Source organism: Halomonas sp. AOP43-A1-21 (genome assembly GCF_052376775.1).
Classification (GTDB): domain Bacteria; phylum Pseudomonadota; class Gammaproteobacteria; order Pseudomonadales; family Halomonadaceae; genus Vreelandella; species Vreelandella colorata.
This window is the reverse complement of the sequence record NZ_JBQSWC010000009.1, coordinates 111,144-132,683: the sequence shown is the minus strand read 5'-3', so window position 1 is coordinate 132,683 and position 21,540 is coordinate 111,144. Positions and strand designations below refer to the sequence as shown.

Sequence of the window (21,540 nt, the reverse complement as noted above, 5' to 3'; positions counted from 1 at the left end):
CACACGTATTTAAAAAATCCCCAGTCTTATAAAAGCTGGGGATTTTCTTAGCAAGCAGAATTAATAAGCAGAAAGAGTGAGTGCATAGACCTTAACCTAATTCACTCCTCATCCTCAGAGGCACAACTAAATCATCAGCTCTGATCGCGCTGATGTTGGCACTTACCTGCGGCCCAGGTTTCATAAATGGCTCGGTCGTCAGCCAGTATCATCAGGGCAAATAAACGTTCACCCAGAGTAGAGCAGCGCTGAATTCTTCGTTTGAGAAGCGGTGTGGCGTTGGGGTCAATGACCACGAAATCAGCCTCAAAAGACGGCGCTAACTGACCAATGTGACTGTCCAAAGCGAGTGTTTTAGCATTGCCATGGGTAAGGCCATAAAAGCCCTGCCAAGCAGTGAGAGGTTGCCCGCTTAGCTGGCCAACCTGGTAAGCACTTTTAAGCGTATCAAATCCTGAAAGATCGGTTCCCGCACCGATATCGCTGGCGTAACTAAATGCCATGCCGGTTTCTTGTGCGGCATAACGGTCAAACAGTCCGCTGCCTAAAAAAAGGTTGGAGCTTGGGCAGAAGGCAATATTTGCGCCTCGTTCTGCTAAACGCGTACGCATGCCATTATCCAAGTGTATTCCATGGGCGAACGTACTGCGTGGTCCTACTAACCCAGCTTCTTCATATACGGATAAGTAATCCTGGTTACCGGGGAAAAGTTCGGCAACCCAATCCAGTTCACCGCTGTTTTCCGCTAAGTGGGTTTGTAGCCAAAGAGTCGGGTCATTACGAAGCAATGCGCCTGCTGCATCCATTTGGGTTTTCGTGGAGGTCGGCGCAAAACGAGGCGTTACGCTATAGCCAAGTCGCTGAGAGTTATGCCAATCCTCAATTAGCCGCTCGGTATCGGCAATGCCCGACGCACCGTCCAACAAACCTTCAGGCGCGTTACGATCCATCAGTACTTTGCCGGCCAGCATGCGTAGCTGACGCTTATTGCAGGCGGAAAAGAAAGCATCCATGGATCCAGGGTGGCTTGAGCCAAATACCTGTGCCGTGGTGGTACCTGCCCGCAGCATTTCGTCTAAAAAAGCGTTGGAGAGTGCTTCTGCATGAGCATGGTTAGCAAAGCGGCACTCTTCGGGAAAGGTATAGTCGTTCAACCAATCAAGTAGTTGCCGACCATACGAGGCCATAACGTCTAGCTGCACATAATGCACGTGGGTATCGATAAAGCCTGGCATGATCAACTTGCCGCGATAATCCAGCACTTCGCTGCCTTCGGGTAGTGAGGGCGCTAGTTCACTAAAATGACCTACGGCATGAATATGCTGGCCTTGTAACCAGAGTAATCCATCGCCGTAGTGCTCCAAACTGCCTGGGCTTGGCTTGTCACCCTCACCGGGGTTGCGGGCAAAGCTCACCAGTTCGGCACGAATAAGCGTATTGGTAGAGGAGGTCATATTAACTCATGGTAGTAGGGGGAACATTAAAAACGGGGCGCAGTGCCTGGCTAGGTAAACCGCGGGTTTCCTGAGCAGGAGGAATGTCAGTTAAACAAAGAAGTTCAGATACAACGCTTAAGGCGATCGCATAAGGGGTTTTATTACTTGGCTTATGGCCAATGTGGCGGCCGATGGGGCAACGAACCCGTTGAATTTTCTCCGCAGTATAGCCTGCACGTATCAGTCGCCCTGAAAAGCTTGCCCATTTGCTATCAGAGCCAATGAGTCCAATGGAGGCTAAATCGTCACGTTGGATAAGCTCAGCAATCAGAGCATAATCTTCATCATGACTATGGGTAAGTATTAGCACGTGAGTGTGAGGTGGCAGTTGAGCTACATTGCGACTGACATCCCGCAGGGCATGGCAGGTTAAGCGCGGCTGTTGATGTAACTCGCTCAATATCTCGGTGCGGCTGTCATGTAAGGTCAGCCGCCAGGGTAATGGCGCACTTAACTTTACAATTTCCTGCCCAACGTGACCTGCTCCAAATATCGCGATGTTAGCTTCGGCACCAGGAAAGACCTCAAGCAATATATTGACGAACCCTCCGCAGCATTGCCCGCTTCGCCCGCCTAGCGAAAAAGCTTCCAAATGAAATCCATAGCGCTGCTGCTGTAAATAGTCGCGAGCAGCTTGAATGGTTTGCCACTCAAAGGTGCCGCCGCCTAGCGTATCGAAAATAGCATCCAGAGTAATAACCATGTGCGCGCCCGGCTCCCTGGGAGTAGAGCCAGCGCTAGTGACTTGGGTTGCCAATACATGAGGCGTGCCTGCGCGCTGTAAGCAGTCAATCGCGGCATGCCATGCCATGGGGGCTGTCACAGGGTTTTCTCCCTGATGGCGTTGGCTGCCAGCATAACGCGTTCGGGCGTTGCCGGTGTATCCAGGCGCGGTGAAGTAGCGTAGTTGGTCAAGCTTGAAAGGGCATCCCGTAATGCCGACCATACGCTAATGCCCAGCATAAGCGGAGGCTCGCCCACCGCTTTAGAGCGATAAAGGCTTGCCATGGAGTTCGGGTGGCCTTCCATTAGCGCTACATTAAAGACAGGCGGTAAGTCGCCAAAGGTCGGAATTTTGTAAGTGGCTGGGCCATCACTTACCAGTACCCCTTTAGCGTTCCATTTAAGCTCTTCACTGGTAAGCCAGCCCATCCCCTGAATAAAGCCGCCTTCCACTTGGCCAATATCGATGGCGGGATTTAACGACGTACCTACATCATGCAGTATATCAACCCGATCAACCTGGTATTCCCCGGTCAGCATATCAACACTGACCTCGGATACCGCTGCGCCAAACGCGTAGTAATAAAAGGGTCGCCCTTGTCCGGTCGCGCGGTCGTAGTGGATCAGGGGCGTGGCATAAAAGCCTTTTTCTGAAAGCGAAATACGATTGAGATAGGCGGTTTGAATCAACTCGCCCCAGGGAATTCGCTGCTCGCTTTCGTTACTGCCTGAAACCAGCATGCCATCTTCAAGGCGCATTCCTTCTCGATCCAAGCCCGCTGTAAAATGTGAGGCTGCAAAATCGAATAGCCGTTCACGTAAATTACTGGCCGCGTCCCGAGCAGCCATGCCGTTTAGGTCGGCACCGCTGGAAGCGGCAGTGGGAGAGGTATTGGGGACTTTATCCGTGCGGGTTGCCGTTATACGCACCTGCTCAAGGCTCAGACCCAATTCGCGAGCAACAACCTGACAGATTTTGGTATGTAGCCCTTGGCCCATTTCGGTACCGCCATGATTGATCATGACGCTTCCGTCGGTATAGACATGTAGCAGCGCACCGGCCTGATTAAGATGTTGTGCGGTAAACGAAATGCCAAATTTGACGGGAGTAAGCGCAAGACCTTTCTTAATGACGGGGCTTTTGGCATTAAACGTTTTAATGGCTTTACGACGTGCCCAGTAAGCGCTGTCTGCTTCGAGTGCTTCAACAAGCGTGTGCAGTAGCTGGCGTTGATCGACATGCTGTCCGTAGTGAGTTGTGTCTCGCCCATCACGATAAAAGTTTCGCTTACGTATAGTCAGTGGATCCTCACCCACCTGGCGGGCAATATCGTCCATGGCCGCCTCAATAATCATCATGCCTTGAGGGCCGCCAAAGCCACGAAAGGCCGTATTGGAAGCAGTATGTGTCTTAGCGCGATGGCCAACCACTCTGGCATCGCCTAACGAATAGGCGTTATCCGTATGGAACATGGCGCGATCAACAATCGCATCAGAAAGATCAGGTGAGTAGCCGCAGTCGCCGATAACACTTATTTCACCGCCCTGAATAATGCCCTGTTGATCAATGGCCAGCTTATAGCGGTTATGAAAGGGATGGCGTTTGCCGGTAACGCGCATATCTTCACTGCGCGGCAGACGAAGACGTGTTGCTTTACCTGTACGGCGAGCAATAATGGCGGCAATACAGGCCCAGGAGGATGCCTGGGTCTCTTTGCCACCGAACCCGCCGCCCATACGACGGACTTCTACCGTGACGGCATGAAGCGGAATACCGAGCACTTCAGCAACAAGTTTCTGCGTTTCACTGGGGTGCTGGTTGGAGGTATGAACAATCACGCCTTCATCTTCGGTCGGCAGCACTACACATGCCTGTCCCTCTAAATAAAAGTGCTCCTGCCCGCCGACGGACAGCTCGCTTTCGACAGTATAAGTGGCTTTGCGTAAGGTTTGCTGCCAATCGCCACGTTCCTGCACATGAGAGGGACGCACGAATTCTTCACGCTGAGTGGCAGTCACGGGGTCAAGGCTTGCAGGCTGTTCGGCAATTTCAATGCTTGCAAGTTTTACCGCGCGGCGGGCTGAATCTAGAGAGGTAGCCGCTACAGCAAACAGGCACTGACCGGCATAGCTAATTTCCTGATCAACGAAGATAGGGTCGCCAGGGAAAACCGGCCCAATATCAGTATCGCCCGGCACATCATGAAACGTAATGACATCGATAACACCCGAAGCTTGCTTCACGGCGTCAAGATTTAGCTCGGTTAGTCTACCGTGTGCTACCGGCGACAGGCCTAACGCTACATGCAGTGCATCAGACGGCGTTTTTAAATCATCAATATAAGCTGCTTTGCCGGTAACGTGTTTCTCAGCACTTTCATGAATGCTGGATTGGCCGGCCTGGCGTGCTCCGCTGCTTTTTACCGTATGGCAAGCGAGTGGGCCATCGCCTTGGATTTGATCTTTAAGCTCTTGGCGGGCGCGTTGGCTGTCTTTATCGAGTCTAGTGAGCGTACGCATGCAGCATCACCTCCTGATCCGGCGTTGAAAGCGTTAAGTAAAGCCGTTCAATCAAGTTGGCTGCTGCCTGTTGGCGATAAACATCGCTGCCTCGAACGTCGCTCATCGGAGTAAAATCCTGGGCGATAGCCGCCTGTGCTGCACGAAAGGTGTCTACTGTAACCTTTTGACCCTCCAGTTTTTTTTCCATTGCCAGCGCGCGCTTGGGTATGGCGTCCATGCCGCCGAAAGCAATGCGTACATCGTGCAGGGTATCTTTTTCCAGGCGGTAGCTGAAAGCACCTAACACGGCTGAAATATCGTCCTCTCGCCGCTTAGACAATTTCCAGGCGCGTAATGCATGGGTATTTGGAGGTTTGGGAATAAATATGCGTGACAGAATTTCATCCGCCGCCAGGGCGGTTTTTTTATATCCCCTAAAAAAATGATCCAACGGTAGGCAGCGAGTGCCTGATGTACTAGCCAGCTCAACCCATGCGCCTAGGGCTAGCAACACGGGCGGGGTGTCTCCGATAGGGGAGGCGTTTGCGATATTTCCGCCCAGCGTGCCACGGTTACGAATCTGCTGGGAGCCCAGGCGCTGTAGCAAGTGGCGAAAGGCGGGAAAGTGGCTATTTAATAATGGCTCAAGCTGGGTATAGGTGACTGCTGCACCCACCCACCAACCAGATTGATTATTAAATTCATCCGCTTTAAGGGTCAGCAGTTCTTTAACGTGTGTAACGTCGATTAGCTGATCAAGAGGTGTTAAGCGCTGTGTGCTTTCTAGCCATAGGTCCGTTCCACCAGCCACAAGGCGAGCATCTGGAAATCGCAGGCGAGCCGCCGTTAAATCTGCAAGCGATGTCGGCTGAACGAAAAAACATTCGTTGGAATTTTGAGTGTTTGTACTAGAAGACGAAGCTTTGGGTGAGGTGGCATTATACCAGCTTGGCCGCTCGTAAGAATGAGTGTGCATTTGAAGTGCTGCATCACGAATCGGGCGATACCCTGTACAGCGGCATAAATTACCACCCAAGCTTTCCTCAAGCTGCTCAGGTGTTAACGATAAAGTGTCTTTGTCGGGCGATTCGTAAAGCGTAAACAGAGACATGACAACGCCTGGGGTACAAAAGCCGCATTGGCTTCCGTGGCATTCAATCATGGCCGCTTGCGCTGGGTGTAATTGGCCTTCAGCAGCCAATCCTTCAATAGTGACAAGCGCTTTGCCCTGCAGTTGGTGGGCTGGCGTGATACATGCATTGGCGCTTGTGTAAGCGCGCGGAGTATCAGCTAAGTCACCAATGGCAACGGTGCATGCCCCGCAATCGCCTGAGGCACAGCCTTCTTTGGTGCCTGTGGTCCCCAAATGCTCACGCAATAGCGTTAAAATACTGGTATCTGGCGATACGGTGCACTGTTTGGGAACGCCATTGAGAAGAAACTCAATAATAGCCATACCAAACTCCATTGTGATTGTTCTGACCGATCGGTCAATATGGTTTGAGCTTGAGACAAAATAGCGTGTCTTGCAAGTATTTACTGGACGCACTGATATGGGGCAAAGTAATTAAAAATGCAGGATTTTTGTGCAATAAGCGATGCTTATGCGCCTTCTAAAGCGTTTGCAACCAAGTTTTCCAGGAAGTCTATCAATGACAGTCGAAACCGCACCAAACGAAAGTGCAAACCGTGAGCGAATAGAGCAGCGAATTCTAAATGCTGCCGAACAAATATTCTCAGTGCATGGCTATCGTGGGGCTAGCTTGCAAGCCATTGCTGATAAGGCGGAGCTGCCCAAAGCTAACATTCTGTATTATATGGGCAGCAAGCAGGCGCTCTATGTTCGATTGCTCAATCGTATGATGCGGCGCTGGAATGCCGTTCTTGAGAACATAACGCCGGAGAGCGATCCCGGTGAAGTGCTTAGCGATTTTATTCGCACTAAAATAGTGCTGGGGCAGCGCTACCCTGATGGTTCAAAATTGTTTGCGGCAGAAATATTAGCCGGGGCGCCTTTCCTGGATGAGTATCTCGCCGGTGAGCTGCGTGATTGGGTGGCATCTCGTGCAGCGATTATTCGACAGTGGTCCCTGCAGGGGAAAATGGATGATGTAGATCCACGCTGGCTGATTTTTTTAATCTGGTCGGCGACTCAGCATTACACTGAATATAGTGCTCAGATAACCCGGGTGCTAGGGCGCGATGCCTTGAATGAGGAAGACCTCGCCTCAATTACCCAGTTTCTGGAACACGTTATTTTGAAAGGATGTGGTATCTCCCTGCTAGCTTCTTCCCAAGCATCTTCTGCAGCGAATTGATGTTATGAATGCATTGCCCATCGAGGAGCATCTGGAGGCCATACAAGCGGGCCTTGAAAATCATAACCGACTAATTCTCATGGCGCAGCCGGGCGCGGGAAAGACTACGCGTGTTCCTCTGATGCTCTTGACCAGTGAGTGGGCGGCTGGACAAAAAATATTATTGCTTGAACCGCGTCGCGTAGCCGCTCGATTAGCGGCAAGTTTTATGGCGCAAGCGCTAGGTGAAACGGTAGGTCAAACGGTTGGTTACCGGATGCGCGGGGAGAGCTGTACTGGCTCAAATACTCGGCTAGAAGTTATTACGCAGGGTGTTTTGCTGCGAATGCTGCAAGAAGATCCGCTGCTGGAGGGCGTGTCGGGCATCATTTTTGATGAGTTTCATGAGCGCAGCTTAGAAGCGGATGTGGGGCTGGCGTTCGCGCTGGATGTTCAAGCTAGTGTACGTGATGACTTACGCCTGCTGGTAATGTCAGCAACGCTTGATGTGAATGCATTACGGCAGGTAATAGGCGAGCATACGCCGCTAATTGTTAGTGAAGGGCGTCAATACCCGGTCGCTACCTATTATCGACCCGCTCAGGCAAACGAAAAAATCGAGCAGACGGCGCTTAGAGTCGTGGAAGAGGCCCTAGGCGATTCAAATGCTCGTGATTTACTGGTCATTCTCCCCGGCGTGTCCGAGATAGAGCGCCTGATTCAAGCCCTTCGCCAATCTCTGCCGGACATAGCGGTAAGCGCATTACATGGCCGAATGACCATTGCCGAGCAGCGGGCTGCGCTAGTAGCAGAGAATTCGCAGCGCCGCGTTATTGTGTCTACCGCTATTACGGAGTCAAGCATAACGGTGGATGGTGTGAATGTGGTTATTGATGCGGGGCTTGAGCGTGTGCCTTTATTTCAACCTCGTACAGGATTAACGCGCTTAACCACCCGGCGCGTTAATCGTGCCAGTGCAGACCAGCGCCGTGGGCGGGCGGGGCGCCAGTGCCCGGGTGTCTGTTTTCGTTTATGGTCTCAAGAGCAGCCGTTGGTCGCTCACGGCGAACCCGAAATTTTCCAGGCGGATTTGTCGAGCACTGTGCTTGAACTGGCACGCTGGGGCGTGGATTCACCCGATAAGCTTTGCTGGGTTTCAGCTCCGCCTAAAGGGGCGTGGCAGAGTGGTCAGGCACTGCTTGTCCAGCTGGGGTTGTTGGATGAGCAACATAAGCTCACATTGTTAGGTCGGCGCTGCGCGCGCTGGCCTCTATCGCCACGCCTTGCCGTCATGATGGAGCGCTCGGAAGCGCTAGAGGCCACCCCCCTGGCGTGTGGCTTGGCCGCATTGCTTGAAAGCTGTGAAAGCAATGATCGCTCTTTTCAAAAAGCACTTAGTCAGCGCTTTGATCAACCCAAGCAGTTCCCTGTATGGGCGCAGGAAGCCAGGCGGCTCGCCAAACAGGCGCATGCTGCATTGAATCGGATCGACTTGGCCCCATTAGGTAGGCTGTTGACATTGGCTTATCCGGACCGGATAGGTCAGCAAATTACGCCGGGGCGATTTCAGCTCGCCTCAGGAAAAACGGCGGTAGTTTCGTTAAACGACCCGCTGGCGCATCAGCCGTATCTTATTGTGGCAAGTCTGGAGAGTGCCTCAAGCGAAGCCAAAATATACGCGGCTGAACCACTAACACTTGAGGCATTAATAGAGCTTTATCCTGAGCGAGTGAAGTGGCAGACACGCGTCACATGGTCTGAAGAACAGGGACGGCTGATCGGTGAGAAGGTCCAGGCCTATGGTGCTTTGACGATAGCCAGGCACCCTTTAGCTACGCTGCCTAAAGACGCTGTAGTAGAGGCCTTGCTAAATGCCGTAAGCCAGCGGCCAGCGTTGTTACATTCCCAAGCGTTGGAGCAGCTGCAGGGGCGGATAGCGCTGCTGCGCGAGACATTGGGTAAGCCGTGGCCAGACTGGTCTACCGCGGCGCTAGTAGATTCGCTAAGCCATTGGCTTGCCCCCTACTTAACCGATATAACGCGGCTTTCCCAAGTTGAAAAACTACCGCTTCATCACTATCTGCTGAATACCCTGACATGGGATCAGCAAAATGAAATGGAGCGGCTGGCACCTCAAGCCTTGATAGTGCCTAGCGGTAAATCTACGGTTATTGACTATTCGCCCTGTTTGGCGCATCAATCCCCGGTGCTGGCGTTAAAGCTTCAGGAAGCCTTTGGTTGGCGTGATACGCCCACTGTGGTTGAGGGGCGCATTGCTTTAACGGTTCATCTACTCTCGCCCGCGCGCCGGCCACTTCAAGTGACCCAGGATTTGCTAGGCTTTTGGCTTAATGGGTACCCAGAGGTACGTAAAGAGATGCGTGGCCGCTATCCAAGGCATCCGTGGCCTGACGATCCACTCGCTGCAAAGGCAACAGCCACCACTAAAAAACGTAAATAAGCGTATAGCGATTAGGTGCTCAGTGGGTGGGGCTATTTAAACGCTACGGTTGTTATTCGGGGATTTCACCCGGGGTGCGATAACGAACGCCATCAGCTTGCTGCTCTTCAAAGCGTTTGTTTTCATCTTCAGGGGCGACACCTAGCACCGTTTCCTTTGAGCCATCCGGCCAAGTGTAAGTGGTGCAGCCAGCGAGAGAAGCCAAGGTCATGAACGCCACGAGGGCCACTATCCCTGTGGTGAGGGGGTACTTCTGCATATATTGCTCCCATTGTTGCCCGACCCTATTAGGAATGGCCAGGATCATTGATAAAATTATAGATTGATAGTCAGTGAATTATAGATCGCCAATAAGGTTAACGCTTTGTTAAAAAGCTACCTATTAATCACGAAAGCGTAGCGAATAACCAATAATATCTATACTTATTTTATTTGCAGCTAGCCTGTGCGAAATGCGCATCGGGCTCGCCAGTTTTCATGGCCAGTTCTCATGGAAAGCTCAACGCTGAAATCATAAAGTGGCCCGCTATGAGGAGGGCAAATGTTTGTAGTAAGACAATGAGCACGTTTTAAGGCTTCAGGTCGATCATTTCGATTAGTGCTAATATAAGTTTTCAAGGATATATTTGGCGATCTAGGCTCGGTTTTCTGTATTAAAACCAAGGGTATTGCCATTGCTAATGAGTGTAAGGATACATCATGCAAGCATCGTTAGAGAGGCGCTTAAAGTGGCTTTTGCGCTTATCACTTTTAGGAACGTTACTGACAGTTTTAGTCATTTTAGTGGGCGCATGGACGCGACTAGTCGATGCTGGACTGGGTTGCCCTGATTGGCCAGGCTGCTATGGGCGCCTGTTGGTACCTGATAATGATCACGCTGCGTTACACCATCCTGATGTCCCTCTGGATGCCTCTAAAGCCTGGGTTGAAATGATCCATCGTTATATTGCAACGCTACTTGGCATCTTGGTAGTGAGCGTTTTAGCGCTTGGTTGGCCATTCAGGAAACATCCCCAATATCCTTGGTTTATTAGCATAGCGCTACTTGCCACTATTTTAGTACAAGGTGCATTTGGGGCTTTTACCGTCACGCTAAAACTTTGGCCGCAAGTAGTGACGTTACATCTACTTGGTGGATTAAGCGTGCTGCTGTTATTTCTCTGGCTGCATCTAAGGATAAGAGGTGTCGCCGAGCAAAAGCTGCTCAATGTCCAACGGCTAAATATTTGGTGGGGGATGGCTGTAGGGCTGTTAATTGTGCAGCTTGCATTGGGCGGATGGGTTACCAGTAATTACGCGGGTATTGCCTGCCAGGATATTCCTACCTGTAATGGTCAATGGTGGCCCGCCATGGATATTAGCGAAGGTTTTCATGTGACCCAAACAGTAGGGCCTAATTACTTACACGGGCAATTACATGCCGAAGCTAGAGTTGCCATCCACTTTATCCACCGTATGGGAGCGCTACTGTTAGGCATTGCGTTGCTGATGCTTTGGTATCGACATCGACGCGCTTGTCATGTTGCAGGTCCGCTAGGCTTAGTGGTAGCAATTTATGTTTTTCAAGCGCTGCTGGGAATGGCCAACGTGCTGATGTGGCTGCCGTTATGGCTAGCTTTGCTGCATACAGCCGGTGCCGTTTTACTGACGGTTAGCTTATTATGGGCATGGTGGCGTTGGCGATTGAGTAAGGAGGAAAACTACACTGCTCAAGCTGATTTATATTCTTCCCATCCTCCTGTGCCTTCATAAAAAATTGTAAGAAAGATCAGGTTTATTACTAATTTTGGTGGTGTATGCCGCTGAATTATGGAAATTAACGGTTCAGTGCTAAATTGATGTACAATTTCTGTTAAGCTATTTTTAAAAGCGCAACTGGGAGTATTATGAATTCGATCAGCGCACTTGTAGCGCTAGCGTTAGCGCTTGCTGTCATTGTCGGCTTATCAATCTATGCCCTTAAGCTGCGTAAAGAGGTAAAGCGCCGCGAGGCCTTTCGCATAGATGAAGATCGTAGAGCCCAGCAAAACAGCCTGGAAAATCTGGATTACGTTACGAGTGCGTTGATTCAGGAGCAGGTCGAGATTACAGAAGGTGCATGGCGCTGTAAGGTGCTGCTTGAAATCGTTGACCCCAGTCTTACCGAGCGGCCGGATTTTCAGGCATTTGCCGATGTTTATAACCGTACACGGCATCTAAAAACACATTCGGCACGTGCGAAATTAACACCACGCGAGCGCATGGCTGAAGATAAACAGCGCTTAGCGGTTGAGGACGAGATGCGTCCGGCTGTTTTGGCTGCGGCCGAGGCCGTTATAAAATGGCGTGCAAAAGGGCCTTCTGCGTTACACTAGCTTGGAATTAATAAGACGATTTTATTTAAATTAATAGTGTAATGTGTTTTTTTGGTGCCGATTGTGGCAGCTTTGCTATGCTTGAGATGTCGATATTGGCAAGAAGTTGATATCTCGGCATTGTTGCCTTCTAGCGTTGAAACGTTAATGATAGGCGCACCGTTCAATGCCAAGCAGGGGAACGCCCGCGTGGTACTATTGAACAGGCGAAAAATGGATGCTCTCGCAATAAGAAGCATTGGATAGATTTGGTCATATGGCCATGTCAGCATTGGATCAAGAAGGAGTCTTGCATGAAAAAATCAACGACTGGCTTGCTAATCGGTTCCGCTCTAGTAGTGGGCCTATCAGGCTGTGCCACCTCGGCCAACCAATCATCTGGTCAAGCTAGCGCCAGCAGCGATCGTAGCTGGTACCAGCACCCGGCCGTTTGTGGTCTGGCGGGCAGTTTGATTGGCGGTAGCATTGGTTATGCCACTAGCGGCTCTTCTGATGAAGAAAGCGGTGCGGCAACTGGCGCTGTAGCGGGTGCCGCAATCGGTGGCCTGCTGTGTGCAGACCGTACACCTGAGCCTGTAGCGCCCCAGTGCCCGAGCTACGGTGAAGTGCCTGCTGGCGTTGCAGTTGACGCTCAAGGCTGCCCGCTAGATTCTGACAACGACGGCGTGCCGGACTACCGTGATCAGTGCCCAGGTACTCCTGCTGGTGTTGAAGTTGACGCTGTAGGCTGCCCGCTTGACTCCGATAACGACGGCGTGCCGGACTACCGTGACCAGTGCCCCAATACGCCAGCTGGCACCGAAGTGAACGCGCTGGGTTGCCCAGACAGCGTTGTTCTTAACGACGTTAACTTCGAATTCGATTCAGCTCAGCTGACTGCTAATGCCCGCAATATCCTAAACGGTGTTGCAGAACGTCTGGTTAACAACCCTGACGTACGCGTTAGCATTGAAGGCCATACTGATTCACGCGGTAGTGCTGAGTACAACAAAGACCTGTCTCAGCGTCGTGCTGAATCTGTTACCACCTACCTCGCTCAGCGTGGCGTAGGCGCAAACCGTATGCGTGCAGTTGGCTTCGGCGAAGAGCGTCCGGTCGCTTCTAACGAGACTGATCAAGGTCGCGCGCAAAACCGTCGTGTTGAACTTGATGAGTGGAACTAAGACGTAGCTCTTTAGCGCGGTTGTTATAACGCTAATGGTTGCGTAGTAAGTAATAAAGTAAGTAACGACGGGAGGCGCAAGCCTCCCGTTTTTATTTTCCGCCGCGCTTAAGTCTGGTAGGCTAAGCGCGTATTTTTTGTATTGTTTTTACGCCTACGATCATTGATAGCGAAATGTGATCCTTGGTATGGATCACCACTGCGCTCAAGGAATATCTGAATGCCTATTGTGACACTACCTGACGGTAGCGAAAGAACCTTTGAAGCGCCGCTTTCCATCATGCAGCTTGCAGAGTCCATTGGCCCTGGTTTGGCCAAGGCATGCATAGCCGGGCGGATCGATGGCGTGCTGGTAGATGCCGCCGACCTGATTGAGCGTGACGCGGATGTTGCTATTATTACCGCGCGTGATCCTGAAGGCGTGGAAATTATTCGCCACTCCTGCGCGCACTTGATTGGTCACGCAGTGAAGCAGCTTTATCCCGATGCCAAGATGGCGATCGGGCCGGTGATCGAAAACGGCTTTTATTATGATATTGATTTTGGCCGCTCAATTACCCCAGAAGATTTAGATGCCATCGAAAAGCGGATGCAAGATTTAATTGAGCGTGAATACGATGTAGTGCGTGAATATGTGGATCGTGATAAAGCGATGGCAACGTTCGCGCAGCGTGACGAAACTTATAAGCAGGAAATCATTCACGATATTCCTGAAGGCGCAGACATTCGGCTTTATCATCATGAAGAGTACACGGATATGTGCCGTGGTCCTCATGTGCCTAATACTCGTCATCTAAAAGCATTCAAGTTGACCAAGCTTGCCGGGGCCTACTGGCGAGCGGATGCTTCAAATGCCATGCTAACCCGCATTTACGGGACCGCCTGGGGCGATAAGAAGCAGCTAAAAGCCTATTTGAAGCGCCTTGAAGAAGCTGAGAAGCGCGATCACCGCAAGCTTGCCCGTCGCCTTGATCTCTTCCATATGCAGGAAGAAGCACCGGGAATGGTGTTTTGGCACCCGAATGGTTGGGCGCTATGGCAGCAGGTCGAGCAGTACATGCGAGGCGTTTATAAAGAAGGTGGCTATCAGGAAATTCGCTGCCCTCAAGTAATGGACGTGTCGCTTTGGAAAAAGTCCGGGCACTGGGATAACTACGCTGACGGTATGTTCTTTACCGAATCCGAAAAGCGTGAGTATGCGCTTAAGCCGATGAACTGCCCCGGCCATGTGCAGGTGTTCAATTCCGGGCTGCGCAGCTATCGCGAACTGCCTGTACGGTTTGGCGAGTTTGGTGGATGCCACCGTAACGAGCCTTCCGGTGCATTGCACGGTATTATGCGTGTTCGAGCCTTTACTCAGGATGACGGGCATATTTTCTGTACCGAAGCCCAGGTCGAGCCCGAAGTTACTAACTTTCATCGTCAGGCGTTGAAGGTTTATACCGATTTTGGATTTGAAGACATTGCCATTAAAATTGCTCTGCGCCCAGAAAAGCGTATTGGCAGTGACGATGTTTGGGATCAGGCTGAAGATGCCCTACGTGGTGCGTTAACAGCCTGTGGCGTCGAATGGCAGGAACTTCCTGGCGAAGGCGCGTTCTATGGTCCCAAGATTGAATACCACATGAAAGATTGCTTGGGGCGCGAGTGGCAGGTTGGTACCATGCAGGTTGATTTCATGATGCCTGAGCGCCTGGGTGCTCAATATGTGACCGAAGAGGGTGAGCGCAAGCCGCCGGTTATGTTGCATCGTGCAATTGTGGGCTCTATGGAGCGTTTCATTGGTATCTTGATTGAACATTATGCTGGCGCTATGCCATTATGGTTAGCACCTCAGCAGGCGGTAGTGATGATAATCACCGATGCGCAGCGTGATTATGCGCTTGAATTAGAGCAACGCCTGCAAAAAAGTGGCTTACGGGTCAAAGCGGACTTGAGGAACGAGAAGATCGGCTTTAAAATCCGTGAGCATACGTTACAGAAAATTCCCTATCTTCTTGTGGTGGGAGATAAGGAAGTCGAAGCTGACTCAGTGGCCGTGCGAACTCGCAGCGGCGAAAACCTCGGCACTATGACAATCGATGCACTCATTGAACGTCTTAATGCAGAGCGAGCAGCCCTGGCGACATCGTCAATTGCCTAAGGAGACGGAACGATCAAGCGAAGCAACCAGCGCGGGCGTCCAGCAGACAAACGCCCACCAATGAACGAGCGAATTACCGAAGAAGAAGTGCGTCTAATCGATGCTGAAGGTGAGCAGTTGGGTGTTGTGCCCACCACTGAAGCAATCGAACGTGCGGAAGCTGCCGGTTTAGACCTTGTGCAAATTTCGAATGCCGATCCCATCGTCTGTAAGATTATGGATTACGGTAAATTCGTTTTTGAGACGAAGAAGCAGAAAGCGGCTCAAAAGAAAAAGCAAAAGCAAATCCAGGTCAAGGAAGTTAAATTCCGTCCTGGCACCGATGAGGGCGATTATCAGGTAAAATTGAAAAACCTGATTCGCTTTTTGGAAGGTGGTGACAAGGGTAAGGTCACATTGCGCTTCCGTGGTCGCGAAATGGCGCACCAGGACATCGGCCGCAAGCTGATGGAGCGGATCGCGGCAGACCTGGAAGAGATCGGAGCGGTGGAGTCTTTCCCGAAAATGGAAGGCCGCCAGATGATCATGATTCTTGCCCCGAAAAAGAAGTGATCCAGCGGCGAAACCAACGGGCCATCGCGTAGGCGATGGTCGGCCCTGGATTTTCTAAAAAATATCGAGCGGAGTTTTCTCATGCCGAAAATCAAAAGCAACAGCGGCGCTGCAAAGCGCTTTAAAAAGACCGCTAATGGCTTTAAGCACAAGCAGTCTTTCCGTAGCCACATCTTGACCAAGAAATCGACTAAGCGTAAGCGTCAGCTGCGTGGTATGAAGCAGATTCATGCTTCTGACAAAGCGTTGATCCAACGCATGCTGCCGAACCTATAAGTCGAATTTTCTTGTCTGAGTGCTTTAAGCCTCAGCTATAAAGTCAGGAGTGTGTTATGACCCGTGTTAAGCGTGGTGTAGTGGCCCGTCGTCGCCATAAAAAAGTATTGAAGCAGGCTAAAGGTTACTACGGTGCCCGTTCGCGTGTTTTCCGTGTAGCTAAGCAGGCCGTTATTAAAGCGGGCCAGTATGCTTATCGTGACCGCCGTAACCGTAAGCGTCAGTTCCGTGCGCTGTGGATTCAGCGTATTAACGCTGCTGCGCGCATCAACGGTATGTCTTACAGCCGCTTTGTTGGCGGTTTGAAGAAAGCCGGTATCGAAATTGACCGTAAAGTATTGGCTGATCTGGCTGTACACGAAAAAGCTGCTTTTGCTGCTATCGTGGAAAAAGCCAAGGCTGCCCAATAACGTCATACGCTGCGCGACTGCCAGCGTGAATTGACGAAGGTCATTTCAGTGTGACCCGCAGGGGAAGAGCAGCCGCTCTTCCCCTGTTTTTTTGTCACCTTCAACGTGCTACACCCTCATTACGAGGGAACCGCTTAATTCGGAGTGAAACGGATGGACCACCTTCCTACTCTGGTATCTGAGGCTCGTGATGCCATCCAGGCCTCGCAAGATGTCGCTGCGCTAGAGGAATTGCGAGTTCGCTACCTGGGCAAAAAAGGCGAAGTAACTGCTTTGCTGAAAGGCTTGGGTAAACTATCGGCTGAAGAGCGTCCGGCTGCCGGTGAGCGCATCAACCAGGCCAAGCAGACCTTGGCAAGTGAAATTGATGCCAAGCGTCAGCAGCTTGAAACCACTGCACTAAACGCGCGTTTGGCGGCTGAGCGAATCGACGTTACGTTACCCGGCCGTCATCAGGCGAGCGGCGGATTGCATCCCGTAACACGCACGCTTGAGCGTATTGAAAGCTTGTTTACGCGCATTGGCTATGACGTTGCGGTAGGCCCTGAAATTGAAGATGATTATCACAATTTCGAGGCGCTCAACATTCCAGCTCATCACCCTGCGCGCGGCATGGCCGATACGTTTTATTTTGATGCAACGCGTCTGCTGAGAACACATACGTCGCCGGTACAGGTGCGTACCATGAAAGAGAGCGAGCCACCGATTCGTATTGTGTGCCCCGGGCGCGTTTATCGCAGTGACTCCGATTTGACTCATACACCCATGTTTCATCAGGTTGAAGGATTGCTGGTGGACGAAGGGGTCAGCTTTGCCGACCTGAAAGGTACAATCGAAGATTTCCTGCAGGCGTTTTTTGAGCGTGATGATCTTTCTGTGCGCTTCCGGCCTTCATACTTCCCGTTTACTGAGCCTTCTGCCGAAGTCGATATTCAGTGCGTCATGTGTAGTGGCTCAGGATGCCGTGTCTGTTCGCACAGCGGTTGGCTTGAAGTGATGGGCTGCGGCATGGTGCACCCAGAAGTATTCCGTCATTCAGGTATTGATACTGAACGCTATACCGGCTTTGCCTTTGGTATGGGGGCTGAGCGCCTGGCGATGCTGCGTTACGGTGTGAACGACCTGCGTTTGTTCTTTGAAAATGACCTGCGCTTCTTGCGCCAATTCGCTTAAGACCGCTGCCGAACACAGGAACGATCATGAAATTTTCAGAACAGTGGCTGCGCGAATGGGTATCGCCGCAGCTGGACACGCAGGCGATTGCAGATCAGATCACCATGGCCGGCTTAGAGGTCGATGCCGTTGAGACGGTAGCCGCTGCGTTTAGTGGCGTTGTCGTGGCTGAAGTGCTTACCAAAGAGAGGCACCCTGACGCCGATAAGTTAAACGTTTGTACCGTAAACGATGGTACCGGCGAGCCGGTGCAAGTGGTTTGCGGTGCGGCCAATGTCGATATCGGTCAGAAAATACCGTTCGCTCAGGTGGGCGGTGTCTTGCCTGGCGATTTTAAAATTAAAAAGGCAAAACTGCGTGGCGTTGAATCACGCGGCATGATTTGTTCAGCATCAGAGCTTGGGCTTGAGGAAGATACCTCGCCGGGTATTTTGGTACTGGCGGATTCTGCACCTGTTGGCGTCGATTTCCGTGAGTATATGCACCTCAATGATATGACCATTGAGGTAGATCTCACGCCTAACCGTGGCGACTGTTTAAGCGTTAAAGGCCTGGCCCGTGAAGTGGGTGTGCTTAACCGTCTGGCCGTAACGCCGCCGGTTATTGAACCCGTTGCGCCGTTAATTGACGACACCTTTGCTATTAGCGTTGAAGTGTCTGAGCAGTGCCCTCGCTATATTGGCCGTGTTATCAAGGGCATCAATGTAAAAGCAGAAACACCGCTCTGGATGGGAGAGCGCCTGCGTCGTAGCGGTATTCGCTCCATCGACCCTGTGGTTGATGTTACCAACTACGTTATGCTTGAGCTCGGGCAGCCGATGCATGCATTTGATCGCGATAACCTGAACGGCCGCATCATTGTACGCATGGCGAAAGAGGGCGAGCGGTTAACGCTGCTGGATGGTCAAGACGTTGCCCTGCGCCCTGAAACGCTAATGATTGCGGATGAAGCGGGGCTGCTTGCCATGGCGGGTGTCATGGGCGGAGAAAATTCAGGGGTCAACGAAACCACCCAGTCGATTTTCTTGGAGTCGGCCTTTTTCACGCCGCTGGCTATTGCCGGTCAGGCGCGCTCCTACGGCCTGCATACGGATGCGTCACACCGCTTTGAGCGTGGCGTGGATCCTGAGCTTGCTAAAGTGGCCGTTGAACGGGCAACACGCTTGCTGATCGAAATCTGCGGCGGTCAACCAGGGCCTGTCACTGAATGCGTCAGTGAATCTGATGTGCCTGCTCCACGCACTATTTTACTGCGTGAAGCGCGCCTGGAAAGTGCGCTTTCCAAGAAGCTCGCCACCGATGACGTCACTGATATTCTGACGCGATTGGGGCTTGAGGTAAGTCTTCAGGCAGAAGGTTGGTCCGCTGTTGCGCCTAGCTGGCGGTTCGATGTCGCGATTGAAGAAGACCTGATCGAAGAGATCGCTCGGATTCATGGTTACAATAATCTGCCCGTTCGCCGCCCGGCTGCGCGATTAGCGCTACGTTCTAGTGATGAAGCAACGCTGACCCAGGCGCAACTGCGTCGCCAAATGGTCGCTCGTGGTTTCCAAGAGGCGATTACTTATAGCTTTGTTGCTCCCGAGCTTCAGGCCGCTATACTGCCTGATGCCGTCTCTCCGGTACTTGCCAATCCTATCTCCGCCGATCTGTCGGTGATGCGGGCAAGTTTGTTTCCAGGCCTTGTGCGGGCGATGGAGCATAATTTAAATCGCCAGCAGACCCGTGTACGGTTATTTGAGACGGGCTTGGTATTTAATGGCGAATTAGATCAGCTTTCTCAGGTGCCCATGATGGGTGCGTTAGTCTGTGGCACTCGGGAAACCGAAGGCTGGACCGGCTCGAAAGAGCGCATCGACTTTTACGATCTAAAAGGGGATCTAGAAAGTCTTTTAGCTTTGGGGGGTAACCCTGATGCCTGGCGTTTTGAACCCGCTGAGCATTCGGCGCTGCACCCCGGACAAAGTGCCGAGATACTGTGTAATGGTGAGCATGCTGGCTGGATTGGCACACTGCACCCGCAAGTACGCGCCAAACTTGGCCTGAAAGTAGACGCTGTACTGTTTGAGGTCCGGCTGGATACCCTAAGCCAAGGCCAGATTCCCGCCTTTGAAGCCTTGTCGCGTTATCCTGAAGTGCGTCGCGATTTAGCTTTCATCGTTAAAAGCGCAGTGCCCGTGCAGGCCTTGCTGGATTGCGCCAAAGAAAAAGCCGGTGATTACTTAAAAGACATTACGCTATTTGATGTCTATGCTGGTAAAGGCGTGGCGGACGACCATAAGAGTATTGCTTTAGGCTTGACCTGGCAGCATCCTTCACGCACGCTAAACGACGAAGAAATCAACCAGTTGGTAGATTCCATCGTGACACAAGTGCGTGTCCAGTTGGAGGCTGAGCTACGCGGCTGACAATAATATGCCACGACACGACGCTTATCACGTTCTTGGCAATGCGTTTGCTATAAGGAGGTCCCTATGGGTGCGTTGACCAAAGCAGAGTTGGCAGAGCATTTACATACTGAGCTGGCACTATCTAAGCGAGAAGCAAAAGCCATGGTCGAAGCTTTTTTTGAAGAGATTCGAGCCTGCTTACGAGAAAATGAACAGGTCAAGCTGTCAGGGTTTGGCAACTTTGACCTGCGTGATAAGCGTGAGCGGCCAGGGCGCAACCCTAAAACCGGTGAAGAAATACCTATTTCTGCTCGCCGGGTGGTAACGTTTCGTCCAGGCCAAAAGCTAAAGCAGCAAGTCGAGCATTACGTGCAAAACAAGTAGTGCTTGATAGGAAGGGAAGTAGCGCTTGATAGGGATAGTGCTTAATAGGGATCGCATTGCTATTAGACTGTCTCGGCTATACAAACGGAGTGCTTCTAAGCACTCCGTTTTTTTACAGTGGTAAAAGACGTGGTTATGACGATTGGCCGCATCCGCAGTAGAGCGCTAAGAAGCACATGTGAGCGTAGGGGTAGGAAAATCGGCTGCGTTGCCGACGGTGAACCCCGCGCCATCAAAATGGGTCGTATAAGCAAGCTATGTTAATATCTTGTACAAATTCAGACGGCTATTTGCAAGGCAGCGGATTGGCGCCGTGAACATGAAAGGTGATAGCAATAATGCCTCAATTAAAGATATTGGTTGGTACGATGTACGGTGGCGCTTTAGATGTGGCTGAGCAGGTAAAGCCACTCTTTGAGCAAGCCGGATTCGGCGTTGACATTGTTGAGCAGCCCACGCTTGATGATTTGACAAGCGATGAGGATATTTCATTGTTTGTGATTTCAACAACCGGTAATGGTGATTTTCCCGGTAATTTCGTTCCTTTTGTGCGTGGCCTGAGTGATAAAAGCCCTGCACTTACGGGACTTCGCTATGGTCTGATTGCGTTAGGGGATAGCTCCTATGGCGATACTTTCTGCGGCGCTGGCAGAAAGCTGGATAGCCTGCTTGAAGATCACGGTGCGCGTCGGATGGGTGAGCGGTTGGAAGTAGATGCCATGGAAACCTTTATGGCCGATGACGCTGCGGTACCTTGGGTCGAGGAATGGATCGAAGAGCAGCAGATAAAGGTAGCCTAACGATGCAGCAAACAACGCCTTATTCAGCTGAGCGCGTCAGCGTTGCGCTGGGGCTATGTGTAGTGATGCTGGCATCTTTGCCACGCTTTATGGCGGGCGGACATAGCACCCGTCAAACACTGATTATAATGGCGGTAGTTTTCGTAGCTGCTGCCGCAATAGCGCAATGGCGCCTATTAACCAGCGATAGTCGACGGAAACTGCCTAGGCTGGGTATTCGGTTTGCGCTAATGCTTGTCATCGGCGCAGTGATTATGGGTATCTGGCACGCAATTTTTACCACCTGGATTAGCTGGCAAGTGTTTATATCTCATGCGGCTACCTGCGGCTTGTTAATTCATGCGGTAAGCCTATGGTGGGGACATGAACGCCGCAGGTAATCCATAGCTGGCTAAATAGGCAGATTATAAAGGCGCC

The 21,540-nt window shown here is 51.5% G+C and carries 19 protein-coding genes; 14 read left to right on the top strand and 5 right to left on the bottom strand.

Annotated elements, in window-relative coordinates; genetic code table 11:
• Nucleotides 1-134: 134 nt before the first annotated feature.
• The 4 genes from guaD to xdhA are packed head-to-tail and all read right to left on the bottom strand — an operon-like array spanning nucleotide 135 to nucleotide 6,177.
• The gene (gene guaD / locus ACT3R7_RS07335) at nucleotides 135-1,454 is read right to left on the bottom strand and encodes a guanine deaminase (RefSeq protein WP_193092226.1); all 1,320 of its coding nucleotides are present in this window, start codon (nucleotides 1,452-1,454) and stop codon (nucleotides 135-137) included.
• 1 nt (nucleotide 1,455) lies between these two features.
• Nucleotides 1,456-2,319: a xanthine dehydrogenase accessory protein XdhC gene (xdhC, locus tag ACT3R7_RS07330; RefSeq protein WP_319643933.1), complete on the bottom strand. Its 864-nt coding sequence runs from the start codon at nucleotides 2,317-2,319 to the stop codon at nucleotides 1,456-1,458.
• Nucleotides 2,316-4,739 carry a xanthine dehydrogenase molybdopterin binding subunit gene (gene xdhB / locus ACT3R7_RS07325; RefSeq protein ID WP_193092225.1) on the bottom strand — a complete coding sequence of 808 codons (2,424 nt, stop codon included), beginning with the start codon at nucleotides 4,737-4,739 and terminating at the stop codon, nucleotides 2,316-2,318. The genes xdhC and xdhB overlap by 4 nt, the downstream gene beginning before the upstream one ends.
• Nucleotides 4,723-6,177: a xanthine dehydrogenase small subunit gene (xdhA, locus tag ACT3R7_RS07320; RefSeq protein WP_193092224.1), complete on the bottom strand. Its 1,455-nt coding sequence runs from the start codon at nucleotides 6,175-6,177 to the stop codon at nucleotides 4,723-4,725. Before xdhA ends, xdhB begins: the two co-directional genes overlap by 17 nt.
• A 196-nt stretch (nucleotides 6,178-6,373) precedes the next feature.
• Between xdhA and ACT3R7_RS07315 the strand changes: the two genes are divergently transcribed.
• A complete protein-coding gene (locus ACT3R7_RS07315; protein ID WP_193092223.1) occupies nucleotides 6,374-7,039 on the top strand; it encodes a TetR family transcriptional regulator C-terminal domain-containing protein in 666 nt (221 codons plus the stop codon).
• Between the two features lie 4 nt (nucleotides 7,040-7,043).
• Nucleotides 7,044-9,479, top strand: a complete 2,436-nt coding sequence (gene hrpB / locus ACT3R7_RS07310) for an ATP-dependent helicase HrpB (RefSeq protein ID WP_193092222.1) — start codon at nucleotides 7,044-7,046, stop codon at nucleotides 9,477-9,479.
• Between the two features lie 52 nt (nucleotides 9,480-9,531).
• On the opposite strand, the gene ACT3R7_RS07305 is transcribed toward hrpB, so the two are convergent.
• Nucleotides 9,532-9,738: a hypothetical protein gene (locus ACT3R7_RS07305; protein WP_193092229.1), complete on the bottom strand. Its 207-nt coding sequence runs from the start codon at nucleotides 9,736-9,738 to the stop codon at nucleotides 9,532-9,534.
• A gap of 440 nt (nucleotides 9,739-10,178) precedes the next feature.
• Here ACT3R7_RS07305 and ACT3R7_RS07300 point away from each other — a divergent pair, with 440 nt between their 5' ends.
• The 12 genes from ACT3R7_RS07300 to ACT3R7_RS07245 all read left to right on the top strand — a co-directional run bounded on the left by ACT3R7_RS07300 (nucleotide 10,179) and on the right by ACT3R7_RS07245 (nucleotide 21,503).
• Entirely contained in the window at nucleotides 10,179-11,231 is a 1,053-nt protein-coding gene (locus tag ACT3R7_RS07300) for a COX15/CtaA family protein (protein WP_193092221.1), read from the top strand.
• Nucleotides 11,232-11,365: 134 nt separating this feature from the next.
• The gene (locus ACT3R7_RS07295) at nucleotides 11,366-11,833 is read left to right on the top strand and encodes a DUF2489 domain-containing protein (protein WP_192538552.1); all 468 of its coding nucleotides are present in this window, start codon (nucleotides 11,366-11,368) and stop codon (nucleotides 11,831-11,833) included.
• 293 nt (nucleotides 11,834-12,126) lie between these two features.
• The gene (locus ACT3R7_RS07290) at nucleotides 12,127-12,996 is read left to right on the top strand and encodes an OmpA family protein (RefSeq protein ID WP_192538553.1); all 870 of its coding nucleotides are present in this window, start codon (nucleotides 12,127-12,129) and stop codon (nucleotides 12,994-12,996) included.
• Nucleotides 12,997-13,215: 219 nt separating this feature from the next.
• A complete protein-coding gene (gene thrS / locus ACT3R7_RS07285; protein ID WP_192538554.1) occupies nucleotides 13,216-15,138 on the top strand; it encodes a threonine--tRNA ligase in 1,923 nt (640 codons plus the stop codon).
• A gap of 60 nt (nucleotides 15,139-15,198) precedes the next feature.
• A complete protein-coding gene (gene infC / locus ACT3R7_RS07280) occupies nucleotides 15,199-15,690 on the top strand; it encodes a translation initiation factor IF-3 (RefSeq protein WP_018916263.1) in 492 nt (163 codons plus the stop codon).
• Nucleotides 15,691-15,771: 81 nt separating this feature from the next.
• Nucleotides 15,772-15,966, top strand: a complete 195-nt coding sequence (gene rpmI / locus ACT3R7_RS07275) for a 50S ribosomal protein L35 (RefSeq protein WP_009724291.1) — start codon at nucleotides 15,772-15,774, stop codon at nucleotides 15,964-15,966.
• Nucleotides 15,967-16,022: 56 nt separating this feature from the next.
• Nucleotides 16,023-16,376 carry a 50S ribosomal protein L20 gene (gene rplT / locus ACT3R7_RS07270; RefSeq protein ID WP_018916261.1) on the top strand — a complete coding sequence of 118 codons (354 nt, stop codon included), beginning with the start codon at nucleotides 16,023-16,025 and terminating at the stop codon, nucleotides 16,374-16,376.
• Nucleotides 16,377-16,529: 153 nt separating this feature from the next.
• Nucleotides 16,530-17,549 (top strand): phenylalanine--tRNA ligase subunit alpha, encoded by a 1,020-nt coding sequence (gene pheS, locus ACT3R7_RS07265; RefSeq protein WP_193092220.1) that lies wholly within the window; start codon nucleotides 16,530-16,532, stop codon nucleotides 17,547-17,549.
• A gap of 26 nt (nucleotides 17,550-17,575) precedes the next feature.
• Nucleotides 17,576-19,957, top strand: a complete 2,382-nt coding sequence (gene pheT / locus ACT3R7_RS07260; RefSeq protein WP_193092219.1) for a phenylalanine--tRNA ligase subunit beta — start codon at nucleotides 17,576-17,578, stop codon at nucleotides 19,955-19,957.
• Between the two features lie 66 nt (nucleotides 19,958-20,023).
• Nucleotides 20,024-20,323, top strand: coding sequence for an integration host factor subunit alpha (locus ACT3R7_RS07255; RefSeq protein WP_018916258.1), 300 nt, complete (start codon nucleotides 20,024-20,026; stop codon nucleotides 20,321-20,323).
• A gap of 338 nt (nucleotides 20,324-20,661) precedes the next feature.
• A complete protein-coding gene (locus ACT3R7_RS07250; protein WP_192538557.1) occupies nucleotides 20,662-21,123 on the top strand; it encodes a flavodoxin domain-containing protein in 462 nt (153 codons plus the stop codon).
• Nucleotides 21,124-21,125: 2 nt separating this feature from the next.
• Nucleotides 21,126-21,503: a hypothetical protein gene (locus ACT3R7_RS07245; protein WP_226940207.1), complete on the top strand. Its 378-nt coding sequence runs from the start codon at nucleotides 21,126-21,128 to the stop codon at nucleotides 21,501-21,503.
• The last annotated feature ends 37 nt before the right edge of the window (nucleotides 21,504-21,540 follow it).

What these genes read in the sequence shown, in the direction of transcription:
- ACT3R7_RS07290 (WP_192538553.1), top strand. Translation starts at nt 12,127, where the DNA reads ATGAAAAAATCAACGACTGGCTTGCTAATCGGTTCCGCTCTAGTAGTG.
- ACT3R7_RS07300 (WP_193092221.1), top strand. Translation starts at nt 10,179, where the DNA reads ATGCAAGCATCGTTAGAGAGGCGCTTAAAGTGGCTTTTGCGCTTATCA.
- ACT3R7_RS07295 (WP_192538552.1), top strand. Translation starts at nt 11,366, where the DNA reads ATGAATTCGATCAGCGCACTTGTAGCGCTAGCGTTAGCGCTTGCTGTC.
- rplT (WP_018916261.1), top strand. Translation starts at nt 16,023, where the DNA reads ATGACCCGTGTTAAGCGTGGTGTAGTGGCCCGTCGTCGCCATAAAAAA.
- ACT3R7_RS07255 (WP_018916258.1), top strand. Translation starts at nt 20,024, where the DNA reads ATGGGTGCGTTGACCAAAGCAGAGTTGGCAGAGCATTTACATACTGAG.
- infC (WP_018916263.1), top strand. Translation starts at nt 15,199, where the DNA reads ATGAACGAGCGAATTACCGAAGAAGAAGTGCGTCTAATCGATGCTGAA.
- guaD (WP_193092226.1), bottom strand. Translation starts at nt 1,454, where the DNA reads ATGACCTCCTCTACCAATACGCTTATTCGTGCCGAACTGGTGAGCTTT.
- ACT3R7_RS07245 (WP_226940207.1), top strand. Translation starts at nt 21,126, where the DNA reads ATGCAGCAAACAACGCCTTATTCAGCTGAGCGCGTCAGCGTTGCGCTG.
- xdhB (WP_193092225.1), bottom strand. Translation starts at nt 4,739, where the DNA reads ATGCGTACGCTCACTAGACTCGATAAAGACAGCCAACGCGCCCGCCAA.
- ACT3R7_RS07250 (WP_192538557.1), top strand. Translation starts at nt 20,662, where the DNA reads ATGCCTCAATTAAAGATATTGGTTGGTACGATGTACGGTGGCGCTTTA.
- pheS (WP_193092220.1), top strand. Translation starts at nt 16,530, where the DNA reads ATGGACCACCTTCCTACTCTGGTATCTGAGGCTCGTGATGCCATCCAG.
- ACT3R7_RS07315 (WP_193092223.1), top strand. Translation starts at nt 6,374, where the DNA reads ATGACAGTCGAAACCGCACCAAACGAAAGTGCAAACCGTGAGCGAATA.
- thrS (WP_192538554.1), top strand. Translation starts at nt 13,216, where the DNA reads ATGCCTATTGTGACACTACCTGACGGTAGCGAAAGAACCTTTGAAGCG.
- pheT (WP_193092219.1), top strand. Translation starts at nt 17,576, where the DNA reads ATGAAATTTTCAGAACAGTGGCTGCGCGAATGGGTATCGCCGCAGCTG.
- ACT3R7_RS07305 (WP_193092229.1), bottom strand. Translation starts at nt 9,738, where the DNA reads ATGCAGAAGTACCCCCTCACCACAGGGATAGTGGCCCTCGTGGCGTTC.
- hrpB (WP_193092222.1), top strand. Translation starts at nt 7,044, where the DNA reads ATGAATGCATTGCCCATCGAGGAGCATCTGGAGGCCATACAAGCGGGC.
- rpmI (WP_009724291.1), top strand. Translation starts at nt 15,772, where the DNA reads ATGCCGAAAATCAAAAGCAACAGCGGCGCTGCAAAGCGCTTTAAAAAG.
- xdhA (WP_193092224.1), bottom strand. Translation starts at nt 6,177, where the DNA reads ATGGCTATTATTGAGTTTCTTCTCAATGGCGTTCCCAAACAGTGCACC.